The sequence below is a fragment of the Agreia sp. Leaf210 genome (genome assembly GCF_001421485.1).
Taxonomy (GTDB): Bacteria; Actinomycetota; Actinomycetes; order Actinomycetales; family Microbacteriaceae; genus Agreia.
The window spans coordinates 982,412-1,003,424 of the sequence record NZ_LMKK01000001.1; the positions used below are offsets into that span (position 1 = coordinate 982,412).

The window sequence follows — 21,013 nt, forward strand, 5'->3', positions numbered from 1 at the left end:
AGATCACGGTGCCGCACGCTGTCGTGCATGACTACCGAAAACACGCCACGGCCTGTGCTCATCCGCGAGTTCGAGAGGGTGGGAGGTGACCGGCACGCGCTTGCGCGGGCGAAGACATCGGGGCGTGCCGTGCGGCTTCGGCGGGGTGTCTATGCGTCTGCCGCCGACTGGGCCGACCTCAATGACCTCGACCGTTATCTGCTGCGCGTGCGAGGTGTTGCCGAGACGCGACGCGAGCGCCCGGTGCTTTCTCACTGGTCCGCAGCGGCGATCTGGGGCATCCCGATCATCGGGCGCTGGCCGGCCGAGGTGCATCGAGTGATCGATCGCACATCGGGCGGACGCTCGAAAGACGGCATCATCGCCCACGTCACCGAGATGGCGTCGGTCGATGTCGTCGAGGTCGACGGACTGCTCGTGACATCGTTCGTTCGAACGATCATCGATCTGGCCACGGTGAGTTCGGCGATGTCCGGTGTAGCCAGCGCCGAATACGCGCTCCACCGCAAGCGGCCCGGCCATCTCACGAAGGAGCGACTACTCGCGGAGTGGGAAGCCGCGAAGCCGTTGAAGGCCCATGCACGATCGCTGCGCATTCTCGAGTTCGCTACGCACCTCGCGGACTCTCCGGCCGAATCCGCGGGACGCGTGAACATGTACCTGGCGGGTTTTCCCCAGCCTCGCCTGCAAACCCCGTTCTTCGACGTCGACGGTTTCATCGGCGAACCGGATTACGACTTCGAGGGCTTCGACCACCTCGGAGAAGTGGACGGAAAGGTCAAGTACTTCAAGCCGGAATACCTCCGCGGGCGCAATGCGGGCGACGTGATCTACGAAGAGAAGATCCGTGAGGACAGGTTCAAGGCGCTGCCCAGAAAGGTCACGCGCTGGGACTGGCCGATCTGCATCAGCATTCCGAAGCTGCGAGCGCGCCTCCTGCGTGATGGACTGCCCATCGTAAATCCGCACCGCCGCTGGCATCGCTGAGTATCCGCGCCTGTTCGGGGTATCCGCGCCTGGACGAGCAGGAGCGGATGCGCCCAGTAGGCGCGGATGCGGCGGGAGGCAAGCGGCGGGCGGCAGGAACCGCCGCTGGGCTACGCCGTGTCGGCCGCGTGCTGCGTGAGGGCCTCGGCCACCGCGGTCTCGGGCACGCGGAAGCTGCGGCCGAAACGGATCGCGGGCATCTCGCCCGAGTGCACCATGCGGTAGACGGTCATCTTCGACACGCGCATCATGTCGGCGACCTCGGCCACGGTCAGAAAGCGCACATCGGGCAGGTCTGAGCCGGCCATGGCGTCTCTCCTCTATACGAACTTCTCTACGGGCACTGCGACGAATCACGCGAGTGACGAACGAGACTCCGTGATGATTCGCAACTCTAGGGCGTGCACCGGATGCGGGGCAACCGGGTGTTCGCCCCTATTTGCGCAGTCGCGATACGAGCTTGGTCGCGTTGGCCTGCAGATCTTCGACCACGGCTCGCGCCTGGTGGCTCGAGGTCGCGACCGTGCGCCCGACGTTGCGGGCGAATTCCGAGGCCGAGCCCGCGGCATCCGGCGTGTGGCCGCCCACGGCTGTGTCTGCCCACTCGGCGTCGTCGTCTTTGAGGGAGCCATCGAAGTCGGCCGAGAGAAACGGGATGGCCCAGTCCTCGACCTCTTCGAGCGGCGATGCGTCGAGCTTGTAGTACCGGTGCTGCCCCTCTTCGCGAACGGCGACGAGGCCGGCGTCGCGCAGAACCTTGAGGTGCTTCGACACGGTGGGCTGGCTCAGGTCGAGTGCGTGAACCAGTTCGGAGACGCTCGACTCCCCCGCGTGCGGCGCGGCCTCGGCGGAACCAGCTGCCGTGTAGCGCTCGAGCAGAAGCTCGAGCAGGTGGCGTCTCGTCGGGTCAGCGATCACGGAGAAGATGTCGGCCATGGCACCAGGGTAGTCAGTCGAGGCGAGATTGCTTCTTAGCCTGGGGGCTGGCGCGCCGCCCGGATGCTTCGCCGGAGTACCATGACTGGAATTCATTCGGCCGACCGAGCAGCAGTCGGCCTTGTCGACGAAGGACGCTCGATGCGCATACCCGCACCCACGCGGCGCTCCGTCTACGCCAGGCGCACACCGATCGGCCGCATCCGCGACATGATCGACGAGTTCTCCGAGCAGTCGCCGTCGCGCTTCGCGATTCTGATCTTCACGGCGATGATCCTGATCTTCACCGTGCTCTTCTCGTTGCCGATCTCGCAGGCGAAAGGCTCGGTCACGCCGATCGCCGACGCGCTCTTCACCGCCGTCTCGGTGATCTGCGTCACGGGGCTCTCGACCGTCGACATGGCCACGCACTGGTCGGTCGTGGGCCACATCTTCATCTTTATCGGCGTGCAGATCGGTGCGCTGGGCGTTCTCACGCTGGCGTCGATCCTCGGCCTCGCCGTGTCGCGCAAACTCGGCCTCAAGAGCCGACTCATGGCCGCCGGCGACACCAACCCCATGCGGATGCGCCACGGCGCCGTGTCGGAAGGCCAGGCCGTGCGGCTCGGCGAGATCGGCGGGCTGCTGGCCACCGTCGCGGTGAGCTCCCTCGTGATCCAGCTCGTGATCGCGCTTCTTCTCATCCCCCGCATGCTCATCGACGGCGTCGCCCTCGCCCCGGCGATCACCGACAGCTTCTACTACTCGGCCATGGCCTTCACGAACACCGGCTTCTCGCCTAACGCCGAAGGCCTCACCCCGTTCGAGAACGACTACTGGTTCCTCAGCATCCTGATGCTGGGCGTCTTCATGGGAAGCATCGGATTCCCGATCATCTACGTGCTCTCGCGCAACATCAAGAAGCCGAAGCGCTGGTCACTGCACGTGAAGCTCACGCTCGTGACCTCGCTCATCCTCATCGTCGCCGGTGCCGTGCTCTACATCGTGCTCGAGTTCGACAACCCGAAGACCTACGGCGACCTCAACGCGGGCGACACCATCTTCCAGTCGCTCTTCCTGTCGGTGATGACGAGGTCGGGTGGTTTCTCGACGGTTGCCATCAGCGACCTCAACGGATCGAGCCTGCTCGTCACCGACATGCTGATGTTCATCGGCGGCGGTTCCGCGTCGACGGCCGGTGGCATCAAGGTCACCACACTCGCCGTATTGTTTCTCGCCGCCTTCGCGGAGGCCCGCGGAAACGAGTCGATGGAGGCCTTCGGGCGCCGCATCCCGGGTGACGTCCTCCGACTCGGCGTGAGCGTCGTGCTGTGGGGCGCCACCACCGTGGCCATCTCCACCATCGTCATTTTGCAGATCACCAAGGCACCGCTCGACTTCGTGCTCTTCGACGTGATCTCCGCGTTCGCGACCTCGGGGCTCACGACCGGACTCACGGCATCCCTGCCCGACTCGGGCATCTACGTGCTGGCCGCGACGATGTTCATGGGTCGCGTTGGTACAGTGACTCTCGCCGCAGCCCTCGCAGCGAGCCAGCGCCGGCAGCTGTTCAGACGACCCGAAGAGAGGCCCATCGTTGGTTGATCGCATCAAGCACGACGCTCCTGTCCTCGTGATCGGCCTCGGTCGCTTCGGCGCCGCGACGGCCGGCCAGCTCGACCGCCTCGGCCGCGAGGTCCTGGCCATCGATGACAACGACACGCTCGTTCAGAAGTGGTCCGAGCGCATCACCCACACGGTGCAGGCGGATGCGCGCAACATCGACGCGCTACGGCAGATCGGCGCGGGCGAGTTCTCGATCGCCGTCGTCGCCGTCGGTTCGTCGATCGAGGCGAGCGTGCTCATCACCGCCAACCTCGTCGATCTCAAGGTTCCGCAGATCTGGGCCAAGGCCATCTCGAAATCGCACGGCAAGATCCTCGAGCGCATCGGCGCTAACCACGTGATCTACCCGGAGGCCGAGGCCGGCGAGCGGGTCGCCCACCTCGTGTCGGGACGGATGCTCGACTTCATCGAGTTCGACGACGACTTCGCTCTCGTCAAGATGTTCCCGCCGAGGCCCATCCGCGGAAAGAACCTCACCGAGTCGGGCGTTCGCTCGCGCCACAACATCACCGTCGTCGGAGTGAAGTCGCCCGGCAAGCCCTTCACCTACGCCACAGAGAAGACGGTCGTGACCGACCACGACATCATCATCGTCTCCGGCACCTCGAGCGACATCGAGAAGTTCTCGGCCCTCGAGTAGCGAAATCTCGCTACCGGTGTCGGCATAAATGCGGACACCGAACACCCTCATACGGGTGCCCCCGAGTGCTAGACAAGGTGTGGGGAAAATCCCACGCCGAATTCAGGCCGACTCGAGGGAATTCCAGTGACCGACGAAGCAACCGCGCCCGCAGGCGATCCGAACACCCCGCAACCGGCCGCCCCGGCGCAGCCGCAACCGGCCGCTGCGACACCGCCACCCGCGGGGCCGCCATCCGTCTTTGCCCGAGCATTCGGGCCGCAGCGCCTGTTGCCGATGTTTCTGCCCGTGGCCACCACGCTGGTGGTCGGCTACGTGCTCGGACTCCTGGCGACGATCCTCACCGTTCTCTCGATCGACGAGTCTCGGCCATGGTCGTTGGTGGCCGCACTTCCCCTGCAGCTGCTGGGTGCCGGGCTCTTCGGAACGATCACGGGATCGGTCTCTGCCGGCGCCATGGGATTGTCCGTCAGCGGCTCGGTCTTCGTCTTCGTCGTACCGCTGCTCTTCCTCCTGGTGCAGGCCGGATCTCTTGCCGTCACGTCTCACGTTGCCGAACGGCGAGTACCGAGTGACACTGCGTCCGTACGCTGGATCACCGCGCTGACCCAGGGCCTGAGCTACTCCGTCCTGATCACCGTGCTCGCGCTGATCGGTTCGATCGCCTACTCGTCCGAGGGCGCGATGTTCTCGGTCACCACAGCATCCGTCAGCCTCTTCGCGGGCGCACTCGTGATCATGACGCTCAGTGCTGTGATCGGTCGCGCGAGCACACCCGGTGCCCGACGCGAGGCGAAGCCGTTCGGTGTCGGCCTTCGCCTTCCCGCTGCGCTCAGCTCAGCGCTCTGGATCGCCCTCGGTTACGCCGTCGCCGCTTCGCTCGTCGTCGGCATCGCACTCATCATCGGGGTCACCGTGCAATCTGGTCCGCGCGCCCTGTTGAGCGCGCCGCTCTGGCTGCCGACGGCCGCGGTCGACGCGCTTGCGGTCATGCATTTCGGCCAGCTCTCGGCCGGCGGCACCCTGATGCAGGCCATCGGAACCGGCACACCGAGCTCGATCTGGATCGGCTCGGCGGACCCCTGGGTCGTCGTCGTCGATGTCGTGCTCGTCATCGTCTTGATCGCCGTTGCGGGCACGCTCCTGCGAGTCCTCCGGGCCTCGCGACCCATGGCTCCCGTGGCGGCCTGGGCTTCGAGCGTCGGCGCCTTCGCTCTGGTCGGTCTGCTCATCTCGTTGTTCGGTTCGGTCGCGGCAAGCGGATCCGTGGGCGGGTTCGTCTCGGGGTCACTGACGGTCGGCCCTGCGGCCTACACGTTCCTGCTCTTCGCCGCGCTCGGGGCCCTCGTCGAGGTGGTCTCTCGGTACGTCGCGGGATACGTACTCGGAGTCCTGCCCGCCGGCTTCGTCGCTCGCCTCAACCGCGTGGCGCTGCGTTTCGTGAGCTCCACTCCGCCCGCGTCTCTCGCTCGGCCCCACGTGTCCGTCGCGCCGTTCGCGGGCGCTCCCGAGGTCGGGGAGCCGGTCGTCACCGACCCGAACGCGGCAACCTCGGCACCCGCGACCACTGCCTCACCCGCGGTGACGACCCCGCCCACCAACCCGCTAGATCCGCGCACCAAGAAGCGCATCGTGGTCGGCTCCATCGTGGCTGGCAGCGTGATCGTCGTCGCGGTACTCGCGTCGGTGGGGCTCTCGATCGCCAACGGCGTGGTCAACGCCCCGCAGGCGAAGGTGTCGGAGTACCTCGATGCACTCGTCGAGGGCGACGCTTCGCGTGCGCTCCAGTTGAGCGACGTCGACGCCCCGAACTCTGAGCGCCTCCTGCTCGACGACGAGATCTTCCGCGCCGCGGCCGGCCGCATCACGTCATACGACATCACGTCGGTGACCACCTCGGGCGACACCGCGAACGTGACCGCCGAGGTCGATCAAGACGGTAGCAAGGCCACCATGCAGTTCACCGTCGAGTCCCGCGGCAAGCAGTGGCTCTTCTTCGACGACTGGAAGCTCGACCGCCCCGAACAGTCCACCCTGCCGGTGTACATCGACGAGTCGCTCGACCAGGTCGAGGTCAACGGCGTGCCGATCGAACTCAGCGACGAGCAGCGCGGTGAAGGGCTGAGCCTGATCGCGTTCCCGGGACGCTACGACTTCAGCATCTCCAAGTCGAGCAGATGGCTGACCGCGGAACCGGTCTCCGGCACAATCATGGCCGGCAGCGTCCTCGGCAGCACGAACCCGGTCGCGCTCGAGCCCGAGGCCACGCCGGGCCTGACAGAGGAGATCAGCAAGCAGGTGGACGCCTACCTCGCAGAGTGCATCGCGTCGACATCGCTCGAGCCTGACAACTGCCCGAACGATCTGTACTACTCGTACGGCAACCCCACCAACGTGGTGTGGAGTCTGACCGAGGCTCCCGAATACGAGATCAGAATCAGCTACGACGGCACTATGAGCGTGACGACCACCAAGACCGGATCCGCCTCGGTCACCTACAAGTACACCTCGGGCGGCGAGCGTGACGGCTCGAACAAGACGACTATCCGGGTGAGCGGCGACGTGAAGATCGACGGCGACAAGGCGACCTTCGTGCCCGACTCCAACGGCTACTGAGTCGGCGATGCAGCCTCGCGGGCCCGGATGCTTCGGGCCCGCGAAGCGACATCAGGCAAGAACGCCGAGGCCCAGACCCGGTAGCCGCGGTCGTTCGGGTGGAACAGGTCGGCCGCCGACTGATAGACCGCCTTCACGATTCCCTGCCGCTTGGTCACCTCGTAGAGCGGCGCGACGGTGAGGCCATGGCGCTCGGCGGTCGCCCTCACGATGCGATTGGCGACGGCCACGAGCCGCTCACGCTGTGGGATATGGAAGCAGGGCAGATCGGCGACGATCGCGGTCGAGGGCAGTTGTGAGTACAGCTCTTCGAGCTCGCGGGCGAAGCGCTCTTTCTCGAACGAGTTGATGTCGTTGGCACCGATCGACACGGTCAGCAGATCGGGCGAGACATCGCGCAGCAGCTTGGCCAGCTTCGGCATCTGGATGGCGAGAGCCTCTCGAAGCCGGGCGCCCGCGACGCTGAGATTGACGATCCGCACAGAGCGCCCCGTCTCTGCGGCGAAGTGGTTCGCCACGACCTGGACGTAACCGCGGTACGGCTTCGACGCCCCGATTCCCTGCGCCGCTGAATCTCCGATGACCACGTAGAGCAGCTCGCCCGCCTTCTTCTGGCGCGCGCGCCAGAACGCCGAGTTCACCGGAATCGTGAGGTCGATGCGCGCCGCCGCTGTTTCGCGATGCCGCACGATCAGACTGATCGGCCACAGAGAGAGAAGGTTCACTCTGAAACGCTATCGCTGCGCCCCGACACAGCACAGGGGGTTGCCCATCTGCTGGCTCAGGGAGCGAACGCTCAGCCGGCGGCGAGCTCCCGAGCGCGAGCGAGCGCCGCATCCGTCGCCCGGGCGAACAGCTCGTCGACTCCCCCGTCTTGCAGCACCGCGACGGCGCGCTCGGTCGTTCCCTTGGGGCTCGTCACCTGTCGACGCAGCTCTGCAGGGGTCGACTCCGACGCCGCCAGCAACTGCGATGCCCCCAGGAACGTGCCGTTCACCAGAACGGCGGCCTCCTCCGGGGTGAACCCCTTCTGCACGGCCACCGCGGTGAGCTGCTCGATCAGAAAGAAGACGTACGCCGGGCCCGACCCCGAGATCGTCGACAACGCATCCAGCTTGTCTTCGGGAACGACGACGACCTCGCCGACCGTCTCGAACACCCGCCTGACGAGCGCGAGCTGATCGGCCGTCGACCGGGTGCCGGCCGAGAGCCCGGTCACGGCGCTGCCGACGATCGCGGGGGTGTTGGGCATCGACCGCAGCACGGCCACAGCCTCCGGCAGACGCTGCTCGAAAGTCGCGACGGTCACGCCCGCCGCCACGCTCACGACGATCGCGCCGGGCTCCAGCGCATCCGCGATCTCGTCGAGCAGGGCCGGCACCATGGGCGGTTTGACCGCCACCAGAACGATGGATGCGCCGGCGACAGCCCGGCGATTCGCCTCGGGATCGTCGTCGGTCGCCCAGGCCGAGACCGCCTCGACGTCGTCGAACTCCGCGGCGCGGGCGGCCGAGCGATTCGTCACGCGGATGCCGCCGGACACGTCGACGGTCGGTGCGAGCAGTCCGGAGAGAATGGCACGACCCATCGATCCGGCGCCGAGGATGGCGATGGCGGGCAGGGAGACGGGGGCAGTGTCGGTCACGGGTCCATCCTAGGATTGGGGATCGACGGGTAAGCCGCCACCTGTGCAGGTACAGCGCGTAGAGGACAGACTCATGAGCACATCCGGAGGCAGCAAGGCGATCTTCGCCGCGCTGGCAGCCAATCTCGGCATCGCTCTCACCAAATTCATCGCCTTCCTGTTCTCTGGGTCGTCGTCGATGCTCGCCGAGAGCGTGCACTCTGCCGCCGACTCGGGCAATCAGCTGCTGTTGCTGCTCGGCGGCCGCAAGTCGCGCAAGCAGGCCGACCGCGCGCATCCCTTCGGCTACGGCCGCGAGCGCTACGTCTACGCCTTCGTCGTGTCGATCATCCTGTTCTCTGTGGGTGGCGTGTTCGCTCTGTACGAAGGCATCGAGAAGATCAACAATCCGCACCCGCTCGAGGTGTGGTGGCTGCCGATGCTGGTGCTCGTCATTGCCATCGGCCTCGAGGGGTTCTCTCTGCGCACGGCGATCGGCGAGTCGAACCCCACGCGTGGCACGCTCAGCTGGCTGCAGTTCATCCGCCGGGCGAAGGCGCCGGAGCTGCCCGTGGTACTGCTCGAAGACACGGCTGCCCTGCTCGGACTCGTCTTCGCCTTCGCCGGAGTCGGCCTGACCGTTCTCACCGGCAATGGCGTGTGGGACGGCATCGGAACCGTGTTCATCGGTGCCCTGCTCGTGCTCGTCGCCGTGATCCTGGGCATCGAGACCAAGAGTCTGCTGGTCGGCGAGGGCGCCACCGATGAAGACCTCTCGAAGATCGAGAACGCCATCACGTCGAGCCCCGAGGTCGAGCACCTCGTGCACCTGAAGACGATGTATCTCGGCCCGGACGAGATGCTCGTCGGCGCCAAGATTACGCTGCCCGCGGCCACCACGCTCACCGATATCGCTCTGGCCATCAACGCCGTCGAGGCGCGCATTCGCGAGGCAGTACCCATCGCTCGTGTGATCTACCTGGAGCCCGACGTCTACGCGCCGAGCGTCGCGGACGCGACGACCGACCTCTAACCGAGGACATATTCGCGTCGAGTCCCACTCGGCGCAGCGTGTGCCGCGAATCGGCTTGTGCCGTCCGCTCGAGGCAGGATTTTGTCCTCATCTAGCTCGCGCGCCCGAGGCTGATCGGTCTCTGAACACCCTCTTCGACGAGGCAATGAAGATTACCCGCGCGAAAGCTTTCTCTTCGTGCAAACGCATCGTAGAGTCACTGGGGTACCGGGCAAGTCCCAGACACAATACGAATTACCTGCAAGGGAGCAGAACGATGGAGCCGAACTACAGCACCTCCTCCGCGCGGTCGGCCGAAGCCCGCCGCGACCGGGTGCGAGCGTGAAGGCCCTGTCGATCGAGGTCGACGTCGCCGTGATCGGGGGCGGCCTCGGCGGAGTGGCCGCGGCCCTCGCCGTGCTGCGTTCGGGACGCACGGTTCTGCTCAGCGACGAGTTCTCCTGGCTCGGCGGACAGCTCACCTCGCAGGCCGTGCCGCCCGACGAGCACAAGTGGGTCGAGCAGTTCGGGGTCACCTCCTCGTATCGAGCCCTGCGTGAGGGAATCAGGCAGTACTACCGCGACTTCTACCCGCTCACCCCCGAGGCTCGCGACAACGCTTGGCTGAACCCGGGTGCGGGTCTTGTGAGCAAGCTCTGCCACGAGCCCCGCGTCGCCGTCGCCGTCATCGATCAGATGTTGGCGCCCTACCGTTCGAGCGGGCGGTTGCAGGTGCTGCAGCCCTACGTTCCCGTTGCCGTAGAGCGCCACGAACACGTCGTCTCGAGCGTGCTGCTGCGCAATATCGAGAACGGACACGAGGTCTCGGTGTCGGCACCGTACGTGCTCGACGCCACCGAGACAGGAGCGCTGCTTCCGCTCTCGTCGACCGACTACGTGACCGGCTCCGAGTCGAACGCGGAGTACGGCGAACCGAGCGCTCCCGACACCGCAGACCCGCGCAATGTGCAGGCCGTCACGTGGTGCTTCGCATTCGACGTCGCGCCGGGCGACAACACCATCGACCGCCCAGCCGACTATGACTACTGGCACAGCTACGAACCGACGTTCTGGGGCGACAGGCTGCTGTCGTTCACCGCCCCGAACCCACGCACCCTCACGCCCGAGCTGCGCACCATGTTCGTCAACCCGCCGCTCGTCGAGGGCCGCGACGCCGATCAGAGCCTGTCGGGCGGAGACACCGATCTGTGGATGTTCCGCCGCATCGCCGCACGCTCCACGTTCACCGAAGGCAGCTACGAGAGCGACATCGTGATCGCCAACTGGCCGATGCTCGATTACCTCGACGAGTCCATCCTCGACAACGACGACGTCGCGCGTCATCTCGAGGGCGCCCGCCAGCTCGCACTGTCGTACTTCTACTGGCTTCAGACCGAGGCACCGAGACCGGATGGCGGGTTCGGCTGGCCCGGACTCAGGCTGCGCGGCGACGTTCTGGGAACGGCCGACGGCCTGGCCCAGGCACCGTATATCCGCGAATCCCGCCGCATCAAAGCCCTGACGACGATCGTCGAGCAAGACATCAGCGTCGCCGCTCGAGGAAGCGACGGACCGGCCCGCTTCGACAAGTCGGTGGGCGTCGGCATGTACCGTATCGACCTGCACCCGTCGGTCGGCGGCGACAACTACATCGATGTCGAATGCAGCCCCTTCGAGATCCCCCTGGGAGCCTTGATCCCCCGGGAGACGATCAATCTGCTGGCCGCGTCGAAGAACATCGGCACGACCCACATCACCAACGGCGCGTATCGACTGCACCCGGTCGAGTGGAACATCGGCGAGTCCGCGGGTGAGTTGGCGGCGTTCTGCCTCGAGACCGGGCACACACCGAGAGACGTCTGGGCCGACGACGCCCTGACCGAGCAGTTCCAGGCGCGGCTCGAAGCGTCCGGAATCGAGATCCACTGGCCCGAAATCCTGGGCTACTAAGAGAAATGAGAGAGGCAATGAAATCAGCAAGGAAGCTGGCGGCCGTCGCCACGATCGCGGCGAGCGCACTGCTCGTATCCGCGTGCTCGGGAGGGGCGCCCGACGCGGCACCCACCTCCGCCCCGCCCGGAAGCGTCGAGTTGCGCATGTCGGTCTGGACGTCTGACGCGAACCAGCTGGCGCTGTTCAACTCGGTCGCCGACGAGTACAAGACGACCCACCCCGAGATCAAGTCGATCACGTTCGAGTCACTGCCGTTCGCCGACTACAACACCACCCTCACGACGCAGGTCGCCGGCGGCAACGCACCTGACATGGCCTGGGTCGGCGACATCGCGAAAGACCTGATCGTGTCGGATGCCATGGTGCCGCTGACCGAGCCGTTCAAGGCGACCAAGGGGTACGACTACGACGACATCCTGCCGAGCGTGGCGAAGTCGTTCTCTCAAGACGGAGAGCTCTACGCCTATCCGTTCTCGAACTCGCCGTTCGCCCTGTACGTGAACAAGACGCTGCTGGCCGAGGCCGGCCAGACGGTCGATCCCGCCGATCTCACGTGGGAGAACGTCTCGAAGATGGGGGCGGCGGTGAACGCGCAGACCGGCAAGGCCGGCTTCGTCATCCGCGACTTCAACTTCTCATCGTGGCTCACCCTTCCCGCGGTGTGGACCGGATGGGGCGCAGAAGCCTGGAACGACAAGGGCGACACGTGCACGATGGACACGCCGGAGATGGTGGACGCGTTCCAGTTCCTGCACGACGCCGTCTATGTCGACAAGTCGATGCCCGGTCCTGGTGTGACGGCGGACTTCTTCGCCGGTGACGCCGCCTTCACCACCGCGCAGGTGTCACGGGCGTCGCTGCTCGACGGGTCGTTCGACTTCGACATCTACCCACTGCCCGCAGGCCCCGCAGGCGACTACTCCGTTCTCGGCCAGGCAGGCATGGGCGTGCTTCAGTCGAGCAAGCACCCGCAGGAGGCCGTGGACTTCCTCTCGTTCCTGACGAACCCGACGAACTCGGCCAAGCTGGCCCAGTTCTTCCCGCCGCCCCGCGAGTCGCTCCTGACCGGCGAGAAGCTGGCCGCTGTGAACACGAAACTCTCCGAGGAGCAGCTGACCCGCGTGGTCGTCGATGAGCTTCCCGAGGCCGTCTCGCCGCCCGTGCACACAGGTCCGGCCGAGATCGCGCAGACCGGAAAGACGGTGCTCGACCGCATGTGGACGCCTGACGCCGACGTGAAAGAGGTTCTGACCGACATGTGCGGTGCGCTCAAGCCCCTGTTGACGGCCGAGTGACCTCATGACCTCCACCATCTCGCAGCCGGTGGCGCCCCCCACGTCGCCGGCTGCGCCCCCCGGGGCAACGGCGAAGAAGCGGTCGTTCTGGAATATGAAGCGCCGCGACACTCTCGCGGGCTACCTGTTCATCCTTCCCCAGTTCATCGGGATCGTCGCGTTCGTGCTGATCCCCGTGGGGCTAGGCATCTGGTTCAGCCTCAACAAGTGGAACATCTTCACGGGCAAGCTGAGCTTCGTCGGCGGAGAGAACTACAGCGCGGCCCTCGCCGACCCCAAGCTGGGCAGCGTGCTCGGTGCGACGGCCATCTTCAGCGTGGGTGTCGTCGTGCTCAACCTGGCCGTCGGTCTCGGCTTGGCCGTGCTGCTGAATCGGCGTATCAAGGGCGGCGCCCTGTTCCGCACGCTGTTCTTCTCGCCGGTCGTCATCTCGGTCGTCGCCTGGACCCTGGTCTGGGGCTTCCTCCTCCAAGACAACGGCGCGATCAACAACCTGCTCGCGCTCGTGGGGGTGAGTGGACCCAACTGGCTGCAGACCGGCCCCACCGCGATGATCGCCGTCATCGTCACGCAGGTCATCCGCAGCGTCGGGGTCAACATGATCCTGTTCCTGTCTGCTCTGCAGGGCGTGCCCGGCGACCTCTACGAGGCTGCCCGCATCGACGGCGCCACCCCTCGCAAGATCTTCTTCAGCATCACGCTGCCGCTGATCTCCCCCACGCTCCTGTTGACCTCGGTCATCACCATCGTGGGATCACTGCAGGCCTTCGCGCAGGTGGCCGTGCTCACGGAGGGCGGACCGGAACTCTCGACGACCGTGCTGGTCTACTACGTGTTCCAGCAGGCTTTCCAATTCAACGACATCGGCTACGGCTCCACGCTGGCGCTGATGCTGCTGAGCTTTGTGCTGGTGCTCACCATCGTGCAGTGGCAGCTGAGACGCAAGTGGGTGTTCTATGAAGACTGACGTCCTGACCAGACCCGTCACGGCTACACAGGCCCCGGCGGCCAACGGCATCCGCAAGCCTCGTCGCGTGCGTTCGCGTCTCAGGTCGGTGCTGCTCATCGCCTCGCTGATCGTGATGGCCATCCCATTCGCGGTGCCGACCCTGTGGATGATCACGTCGTCGTTCAAGCCGTTGAACGAGATCTTCGCGTCGCCGCCGACCCTGTTCGCCGAGAACCCCACCACGGCGGCCTACGTCGACGCGTTCACATTCCAGCCGTTCGCGCAGCAGTACCTGAACAGCCTCTATATCGCGGCGATCGTCACCGTGGTCGCGATGCTGGTCTCCAGCCTGGCCGGATACGCGTTCGCGCGCATCCGCTTTCCCGGCAAGAACGTGCTGTTCCTGATCGTGCTCACGGGCCTGCTGGTGCCGAGCGAGGTGACGATCATCCCGCTGTTCCAGATCTTCAAGTACCTGGGCATGATCAACACCCACCTGCCGCTCATCCTGGTGCCCGCAATCGGTGCTCCCGCTGTGCTCGGAACCTTCATCATGCGGCAGTTCTTCATCTCGTTGCCGGTCGAGCTCGAAGAGGCCGCACGCCTCGACGGCCTGGGTCGTGTGGCGATCTGGTGGCGCATCTGCATGCCGCTGGCCAAACCCGCACTCTCGGCCGTCGCCATCCTCACGTTCCTCGGATCGTGGAACATGTACCTGGAACCCACGGTGTATCTCACGAGCCCCGAGCTGTTCACGCTGCCGCAGGCGCTGACCAGGTTCACCGATGCCTACGGCGGAGAGATGTGGGACACCCAGTTGGCCGCGGCCACGATGACGGTCGTTCCGGTGTTGGTCGTCTTCCTCATCGCGCAGAGACAGTTCGTGGAGGGCCTGGCCCACTCCGGTCTCAAGGGCTGACAGGATCGAGTCATGTTCACCGATATGCCCGAGGCGGCGCTGCGCACCTTCCGCAGCGCCGTCGTCGCCCCTGCCGACTTCGACGAGTTCTGGTCTGAGACGATCGCCGCGTCGCGCCAGGCGGCTCAGCCCGCGGTCTTCACCGCGCTCGCGACACCGCTCTCGAGCGTCGACGTGCACGACGTGCAGTTCTCGGGCTTCGGCGGCGAGCCCGTGCGCGCTTGGCTGATCGTGCCCGTGGGCGCCGACCCAGCGCATCCGATGCCGGCCGTCGTCGAGTACCTGGGTTACGGCGGCGGTCGCGGCAACCCGATCGCGCACCTCGCCTACGCGTCGGCCGGCTTCGCGCATCTCGTCATGGATTCGCGAGGGCAGGGCTCGGGTCGGCTTCAGGCGGCGGGCGCGACCGCAGACCCGCACGGCTCGCCACCCGCATTCCCCGGGGTGATGACCAAGGGCATCGGCCACCGCGACAGCTACTACTTTCGTCGGCTGATCACCGACGCCGTGCTCGCCGTCGACGCTGTGGCGCAACTGCCGTTCGTCGATGCCACGCGTATCGGGGTCGTCGGCGGCAGCCAGGGCGGGGCGTTGTCGCTCGCTGTGGCGGGCCTCCGCGACGACATCGCGGCGGCCGTGGCCTCTGTTCCGTTCCTCTCCGACATCGTGCGGGCGACGACCATCACGAACGAGAACCCGTATGCCGAGATCGCGAACTACCTGGCGACGCAGCGCGATCAGGTCGATGCGGTCACGCAGACCCTGGCCTATTTCGACGGCGTGAACTTCGCCCGCCGCGCGTCGGCACCCGCGTGGTATTCGGTGGCCCTCATGGACGCGATCTGCCCGCCGTCGACGGTGTTCGCGTCGTACAACGACTACGCGGGGCCGAAGCACATTCAGGTGTGGCCCTACAACGGCCACGAGGGCGGCGCGATCGAAGACCGCGCCCAGGCGCTCGAGATCTTCGCCGAGGTACTGCGGGGCTGATCAGCGCTCCCGCAGCCCGCCTCTCCCCACAATCGCTCGTTAGGCCAAGGAACTCATGAACGTGTCTCGAGCTCAGGCCGATGTTCGACGCGTCTATCGCGCGGGCTTTCCCGGTCCCCTCATCTCGGCCGTCATCTGGGCCTTGGCGAACGCGGTCTTCATCTGGGTCTCTCCGAGCGCGGCCATGGTCGTGCTCTTCGTCGGCGGCATGCTCATCTTTCCGCTGACCACACTCGTGCTGAAGCTCATGGGAGGGCCGGCGACCTTGCCGAAGGGCCACCCATCGGTCGCCCTCGCCATGCAGTCCGCATTCACGGTTCCGTTCGGCCTGCTCGTCGCGATCGTGCTGGGTGCGTACGAACCGGCTCTCTTCTTCGCGGCATCGCTCATCATCGTGGGCGCTCACTATCTCGTGTTCATCTCGCTGTACGGGCTGAGGGTGTTCGGGGTGCTGGCCGGAGTGCTGATCGTTCTCGGCACGGTCGTGCTGTTTGTCGCGCCCGGTCTCGGCTCGATCACCGGATGGCTGGGTGCCGCCGTGCTCGCCGTTTTCGGAGCCGTGCTGTTCCGCGCACGAAACGCACGCTGAGAAAAGAACCCGTCGACGATCGGCGTCTGCAAGGCTGGTCGCATGCGCGCGCACGACCCGGATGGACCCGAACTCGTGGGCGCTGTCGCCCGACGGCTCGGCGTGAGTGTGCGCACGCTGCACCACTGGGATGCACTCGGCGTTGCGTCGCCGTCCGGACGCACTGCCGGTGGATACCGGGCCTACAGCCCCGCCGATATCGCCTACCTGCGCAGGGTGATGCTGTTCCGAGAGCTCGGCATCGAGTTGGCGGCCATCCCCGCGCTGCTCGACACGATTGGCAGTCGAGACGACACGAATTGGCCGAGGTGCGTCGCAAACTGGGCGACAAGATCACCGACCTGCAACGGCTCGCCGGAGACCTCGACAGATTGCTCGACGCCCACGAGGGGGGCCTCGCCCTCACCGAGCAGGAGCAGTCCGAGATCTTCGGTCCGGCCTGGGACCCCTCGTGGACGCAGCAGGCGCGGGACCGGTGGGACGGATCCGCGCAGTGGGCGGAGTACGTCGAGCGCAGCAGCCAGAGGACATCCGACGAGTGGCGGTCGATGGCGTCGGCGACAGACGCGTTGCACGCCGACCTGGCTGGCGCGATGCGCTCACACGTCGAGCCGGGAACGGCGGAGGCGAACGCCCTCGCCGAGCGTCATCGCGCCGCTCAGAGCGAGCACTTCCACTGCACGCACTCGATGCACGTCCTCATCGCGCGCCGCTACGTGACGGAAGCCGGATTCACCGCCTTCTACGACGACATCGAGCCCGGGCTCGCCGAGTGGCTCACACGCATCATCGATGCGAACGCGACGGCCAAGGGGGTCGACCCGAGCTCGGCACAGTGGATCTGAGCCCGGCCTAGCGCAACGCTCGAAGGGCCACGTCGATGACCTCGTGACTGTCGACGTGAAGGGCCTGCGACGCCGACATGCCCGTGCTCTGCAAGAAGGCGTCGACCAAGCGATTCCCGACCGCGTAGCCCGCTCCGGTCGGAACGCCCATCGGCTCTGCGCCGAACCGGCGAGCCGCCTCGTCTCCGTGCACCCAGGCCGTGAAGTTCTGCATGCCGTCTACCCGCAAGCCCGAGACCACCTTGTCGAAGACGTCGTCGTCGTGCAGATGCGCCGCACCCATAGGCGTGTAGCCGATGTCGCCGAACAATTCCCGGGCGAACGCGTCTGCCAGGCCCTCCGAGACGATCTGCTCCCCCACCATGACGGATGCCGGATTCCAGACCACGCCTCCGGGTGCGTACCGAAGATTGTGCTGCAGCTCGTGAGCGGCCGCAGCCTCCAGCCTGCCCAGGTTCTCGTCTGTCGGCCACACGGTGAGGGCGATGAATCCCGTCATGCTGCCGTTTCCGGTGAAGCCGCGTGCGGGGCCCATGAAGTAATCGTCGCCCGGGTCGCCGAGCACGAGCAGAACCGTGATGTCCGGCACGACGATGGCGGGAAGCGCCGCGGTCTGCACTCGTACCGCCTCGGCCAAAGACGTCTCGATTCGGGTCCAGGCATCAGCCTCGTCGAGGCGAGCCAGGGCACGACTCGACTCCTCCAGGTGCCGGTCGATAGGGAAACCCAGACTCATGGCGTGCATCGCCGCGAGGTCGACCTCGTCGGAGAAGTAGCGGAACATGCCCTTCGTCGGGGCGAGCATCCGACGCAGCGCCTCTGGGCGCTGAGATGGGTCGGCTGAGAGAACGGCCCGCATGCCAGCTGAGGTGTCGAGAACGGTGATCGTCATGCGGCCACGCTAAAGCCTGACGTCACGTCAGGGTCAAGCGGTGCCGGCCGCGCAGCCCAAGGGAGCCGCGCGGCCGACACTCACGCCCGCGCGAAGCGCAGAGTGAGCAGTTGGAAGGGTCGCAGTTCGATGTGAGCCGTTGCACCCTCGGTCTCGACGAGAGCATCGGTGGGCAGCACGCGCTCCAGGAGATCGGTCTCTGAGATACCCGCCACGTCGAACCCCGCGGTCACACTCGTCCGTGCTCGTGACCCCGTGGACTCGTACAGCCGCACGATCACGTCTCCGCTGCCGTCGCGAGCCAGCTTGACGGCCTCGACCACCACGGCCTGGTCGGCGACGACGACGAGCGGCTCGAGGGGAGCCCCGCTGACGCCCGAGAACGTGCGCAGCGGCAGGTTCCTGCGGTATCCGGCCTCGACCGCTGCCCGGATGTCTGCGCCGAGACCCACGGAGACGTTCAGGGTGTGGGTGCCCTGGTCTGCAGCCGGATCGGGGAACGTGGGCGCGCGCAGCAGCGAGAGCCGGATGGTGGTCGCCGATGCCCGTCGTCCCGTGTCGCCGCTGGGGCGCGTACGACCGATGTCGTGGCCGTAGGTGGAGTCGTTGGCGATCACGACACCGTAGTCTCGCTCGCCCACGTGCACCCAGCGATGGGCCGAGGTCTCGAAGCGTGCGACATCCCAGGAGGTATTCGCGTGAGTGGGCCGGTAGACGTGGCCGAACTGGATCTCCGAGGCTGCCCGGTCCGTGTGCAGGTCGAGCGGAAAGGCCAGCTTCAGCAGCTTCTGTCGCTCGTGCCAATCGATGACGTTCTCGATGTCGACGGTCGAGGATCCGGGAGCCAGAACCAGAGTCTGCACGATCGTGGACGAGCCGAAGGATCGTGCAATCCGGAGAGACCCCTCTCCCGCCTCGATCGACTCGACCTCGGTGAGCTCGACAGTGTTGCGCCGGTAGTGGTCGTCGATGTCCCACGCGTCCCACTTGTTCGGGGTGTCACGATGAAGCTGCAGCAGGTTCGCGACGGAGCCCGCGGGCACGAGCTCTCGGTCGATGCGCAGATCGCGCAGCGACGTGATCAACCCGTTGGCGTTCACCTCGACCCGCACGACGCCGTTCTCGAGCACCCAGCCGTCGCCCTCGGGGCGAGTCACCGTCGACCCCGACGGAGGCGCGAGAACGCCCCCGGCGAGCGCCGGGATCCCGTCGACGGCGAACGGCGAGGCGTTCAGGGTCAGCTCATGGTCGCCCTCACCCGCCAGCGCCTCGACAGACGAGCGGATGATCTGCTCTAGCACCTCGGCGATCTGCGCGTAGTTCCGCTCGGCCTCCTGGTGCACCCACGCGATCGACGTCCCCGGCAGCACATCGTGGAACTGCTGCAGCAGAACGGTGTGCCAGGCCTGCTGCAGGGCCTCGACCGGATACTCGGCCCCGGCGCGCACGTTGGCCGCGGTCGCCCACAGCTCGGCCTCGCGCAGCAGATGCTCGCTGCGGCGGTTGCCCCGCTTGGTGCGCGCCTGCGAGGTGTAGGTGCCGCGGTGGAATTCGAGGTAGAGCTCGCCGCTCCACACCGGCGGCTGCGGGTATTCGGCCTCGGCGGCCTCGAAGAAACGACGTGGGCTCGAGAGCTCGACGGTGGGCGAGCCCTCGAGGCTCTCGGCTCGCTTGGCCGCGGCGATCATCTCGCGGGTGGGGCCTCCGCCGCCGTCACCGTAGCCGAACGGCACCAGCGATGTGGTGCCGCGACCCTTCTCGGCGTACTGCCGCTCGGCCCTGGCGAGGTCTTCACCCGACAGGTCGGAGTTGTAGAGGTCGACGGGTGGAAAATGCGTGAAGATCTGGCTGCCGTCGATTCCCTCCCAGTGGAAGGTGTGATGCGGCATGACGTTCGTCTCGTTCCACGAGATCTTCTGGGTCAGGAACCACCGCGCACCCGCGGCTATGGCGATCTGCGGCAGAGCGGCCGAATAGCCGAACGAGTCGGGCAGCCACACCTCTTCGGTGTCGACGCCGAACTCCTCGAGGAAGAAGGCCTTGCCCTCGACGAACTGCCGGGCGAGCGCCTCGCCGCCGGGCAGGTTCGTGTCGGACTCGACCCACATGCCCCCGACGGGCACGAAGTTGCCCGAAGCGACCCGCTCGCGCACGCGTTCGAACAGTTCGGGATAGAACTCCTTCAGCCACGCGTACTGTTGCGCCGAAGACGCCGCGAACACGAAGTCGGGGTTCTCGTCGATGAGGTCGCAGACGTTCGAGAAGGTCCGCGCCACCTTGCGCACGGTCTCGCGGGTCGGCCACAGCCAGGCGGAGTCGATGTGAGCGTGGCCCACGGCGTGCAGGTGATGCGCGCTCGCCGACGCGGGCTTCGCCAGGGCGACCGCCAGGATGTCGCGGGCAACGTGAGCGGTTCCGCGCACGTCCTCGGGGTCGAGCGCGTCGATCGCCCGGTCGAGGGCCACCATGATCTCGGCCTGGCGCTGGGATGTCTCGGGCAGTTGGGCCGCGAGCCCCACGAGGGTGCGCAGATCCTGCTCCAGCTCCCAGACCGTCTGGTCGAGAAGTCCGAGCTCGAGCCTGGCGAGGCGGTAGATGGCGTCGCGGCCCGCCGTGGCCTTGTCGCCGTACGGAGTCGGCGCGAACGACCAGTCGCCGGTGACGTTCGGGTTCGACGCCGCCTCGATCAGGAGGTCGACGGTCGTGGTGCCCGTGGCAAGCGGAACGGACTTGTTGAACGGCTCGACAGCCTTCACGATGCGCCCGTCGAGCGTGTAGACGGTCCCCTCCGCCTCGAAGCCCGATTGCGCCCCCGTGTATCCGAGGTCGACGACCAGCTCGGCAGAACCGTCGGACACGTCGGCCCAGGAGGCGGGCACCTCTCCCGTGACGCGGAACCAGACCGTTCCCCAGGGTCGACCCCAGAGACGCCCCACGTCGAACGCCTCGAACTCGTCGAGGTGGGCGCGCATCTCGGCGAACGGCACCGGTTCGTCGGGCACCTCCCACATGCTGATGGAGAGCGGAGTCGTGCTGAGGTGCAGGGCCGGCAGGATCCGCTCCTGTCGGAAACGCTCGACGCGCTGCTGGATCTGGGTGGTGCTGAAGTGCATGTCGGGTGTGTGCTTTCTCGTGTGGGGTTCTGTGGCGTCTGCCGCCGG

The 21,013-nt window shown here is 66.5% G+C and carries 18 protein-coding genes and 1 pseudogene; 13 read left to right on the forward strand and 6 right to left on the reverse strand.

What is annotated here, in order from left to right:
- The first annotated feature begins 27 nt into the window (after positions 1-27).
- On the forward strand, positions 28-987 hold the full coding sequence (locus ASE64_RS04685) for a type IV toxin-antitoxin system AbiEi family antitoxin domain-containing protein (protein WP_156351641.1): 960 nt from the start codon (positions 28-30) through the stop codon (positions 985-987).
- Between the two features lie 110 nt (positions 988-1,097).
- Here ASE64_RS04685 and ASE64_RS04690 read toward each other — a convergent pair whose 3' ends face one another.
- Positions 1,098-1,295 carry a helix-turn-helix domain-containing protein gene (locus ASE64_RS04690; RefSeq protein WP_044442490.1) on the reverse strand — a complete coding sequence of 66 codons (198 nt, stop codon included), beginning with the start codon at positions 1,293-1,295 and terminating at the stop codon, positions 1,098-1,100.
- A gap of 127 nt (positions 1,296-1,422) precedes the next feature.
- A complete protein-coding gene (locus ASE64_RS04695) occupies positions 1,423-1,923 on the reverse strand; it encodes an ArsR/SmtB family transcription factor (protein WP_055776516.1) in 501 nt (166 codons plus the stop codon).
- A 141-nt stretch (positions 1,924-2,064) separates the two neighbouring features.
- Here ASE64_RS04695 and ASE64_RS04700 point away from each other — a divergent pair, with 141 nt between their 5' ends.
- The 3 genes from ASE64_RS04700 to ASE64_RS04710 all read left to right on the forward strand — a co-directional run bounded on the left by ASE64_RS04700 (position 2,065) and on the right by ASE64_RS04710 (position 6,784).
- Complete coding sequence (locus ASE64_RS04700) at positions 2,065-3,507, forward strand: TrkH family potassium uptake protein (protein WP_055776519.1); 1,443 nt, start codon at positions 2,065-2,067, stop codon at positions 3,505-3,507.
- Entirely contained in the window at positions 3,500-4,168 is a 669-nt protein-coding gene (locus ASE64_RS04705; RefSeq protein ID WP_055776522.1) for a potassium channel family protein, read from the forward strand. Before ASE64_RS04700 ends, ASE64_RS04705 begins: the two co-directional genes overlap by 8 nt.
- 126 nt (positions 4,169-4,294) lie before the next feature.
- Positions 4,295-6,784: a hypothetical protein gene (locus ASE64_RS04710; protein ID WP_156351642.1), complete on the forward strand. Its 2,490-nt coding sequence runs from the start codon at positions 4,295-4,297 to the stop codon at positions 6,782-6,784.
- Here the strand turns inward: ASE64_RS04710 and ASE64_RS04715 are convergent.
- Both ASE64_RS04715 and proC read right to left on the reverse strand, forming a co-directional pair.
- Entirely contained in the window at positions 6,778-7,509 is a 732-nt protein-coding gene (locus ASE64_RS04715; protein ID WP_082465890.1) for an SGNH/GDSL hydrolase family protein, read from the reverse strand. The genes ASE64_RS04710 and ASE64_RS04715 overlap by 7 nt on opposite strands.
- A gap of 71 nt (positions 7,510-7,580) precedes the next feature.
- Complete coding sequence (gene proC / locus ASE64_RS04720) at positions 7,581-8,429, reverse strand: pyrroline-5-carboxylate reductase (RefSeq protein ID WP_082465891.1); 849 nt, start codon at positions 8,427-8,429, stop codon at positions 7,581-7,583.
- A 73-nt stretch (positions 8,430-8,502) separates the two neighbouring features.
- Between proC and ASE64_RS04725 the strand changes: the two genes are divergently transcribed.
- The 9 genes and pseudogenes from ASE64_RS04725 (at position 8,503) to ASE64_RS04760 (ending at position 16,960) form a co-directional block, all read left to right on the forward strand.
- Entirely contained in the window at positions 8,503-9,441 is a 939-nt protein-coding gene (locus tag ASE64_RS04725; RefSeq protein WP_055776529.1) for a cation diffusion facilitator family transporter, read from the forward strand.
- A gap of 321 nt (positions 9,442-9,762) precedes the next feature.
- A complete protein-coding gene (locus ASE64_RS04730; RefSeq protein WP_235480492.1) occupies positions 9,763-11,370 on the forward strand; it encodes an FAD-dependent oxidoreductase in 1,608 nt (535 codons plus the stop codon).
- A gap of 17 nt (positions 11,371-11,387) precedes the next feature.
- Entirely contained in the window at positions 11,388-12,668 is a 1,281-nt protein-coding gene (locus ASE64_RS04735; RefSeq protein WP_055776532.1) for an ABC transporter substrate-binding protein, read from the forward strand.
- A 4-nt stretch (positions 12,669-12,672) separates the two neighbouring features.
- The gene (locus tag ASE64_RS04740; RefSeq protein WP_082465892.1) at positions 12,673-13,635 is read left to right on the forward strand and encodes a carbohydrate ABC transporter permease; all 963 of its coding nucleotides are present in this window, start codon (positions 12,673-12,675) and stop codon (positions 13,633-13,635) included.
- A complete protein-coding gene (locus ASE64_RS04745) occupies positions 13,625-14,536 on the forward strand; it encodes a carbohydrate ABC transporter permease (protein ID WP_082465893.1) in 912 nt (303 codons plus the stop codon). The genes ASE64_RS04740 and ASE64_RS04745 overlap by 11 nt, the downstream gene beginning before the upstream one ends.
- Positions 14,537-14,548: 12 nt before the next feature.
- Positions 14,549-15,526 (forward strand): acetylxylan esterase, encoded by a 978-nt coding sequence (locus tag ASE64_RS04750; protein WP_055776536.1) that lies wholly within the window; start codon positions 14,549-14,551, stop codon positions 15,524-15,526.
- Between the two features lie 55 nt (positions 15,527-15,581).
- Positions 15,582-16,115: a DUF7010 family protein gene (locus tag ASE64_RS04755; protein WP_055776539.1), complete on the forward strand. Its 534-nt coding sequence runs from the start codon at positions 15,582-15,584 to the stop codon at positions 16,113-16,115.
- 42 nt (positions 16,116-16,157) lie between these two features.
- Positions 16,158-16,328, forward strand: a pseudogene (locus ASE64_RS17920) (MerR family DNA-binding transcriptional regulator); the annotation flags it as partial.
- Between the two features lie 95 nt (positions 16,329-16,423).
- Entirely contained in the window at positions 16,424-16,960 is a 537-nt protein-coding gene (locus ASE64_RS04760) for a TipAS antibiotic-recognition domain-containing protein (protein WP_200920095.1), read from the forward strand.
- A gap of 7 nt (positions 16,961-16,967) precedes the next feature.
- On the opposite strand, the gene ASE64_RS04765 is transcribed toward ASE64_RS04760, so the two are convergent.
- A complete protein-coding gene (locus tag ASE64_RS04765; protein ID WP_055776542.1) occupies positions 16,968-17,852 on the reverse strand; it encodes a DUF2268 domain-containing protein in 885 nt (294 codons plus the stop codon).
- Positions 17,853-17,932: 80 nt separating this feature from the next.
- Entirely contained in the window at positions 17,933-20,965 is a 3,033-nt protein-coding gene (locus tag ASE64_RS04770) for an alpha-mannosidase (protein ID WP_055776545.1), read from the reverse strand.
- Positions 20,966-21,013: the final 48 nt, after the last annotated feature.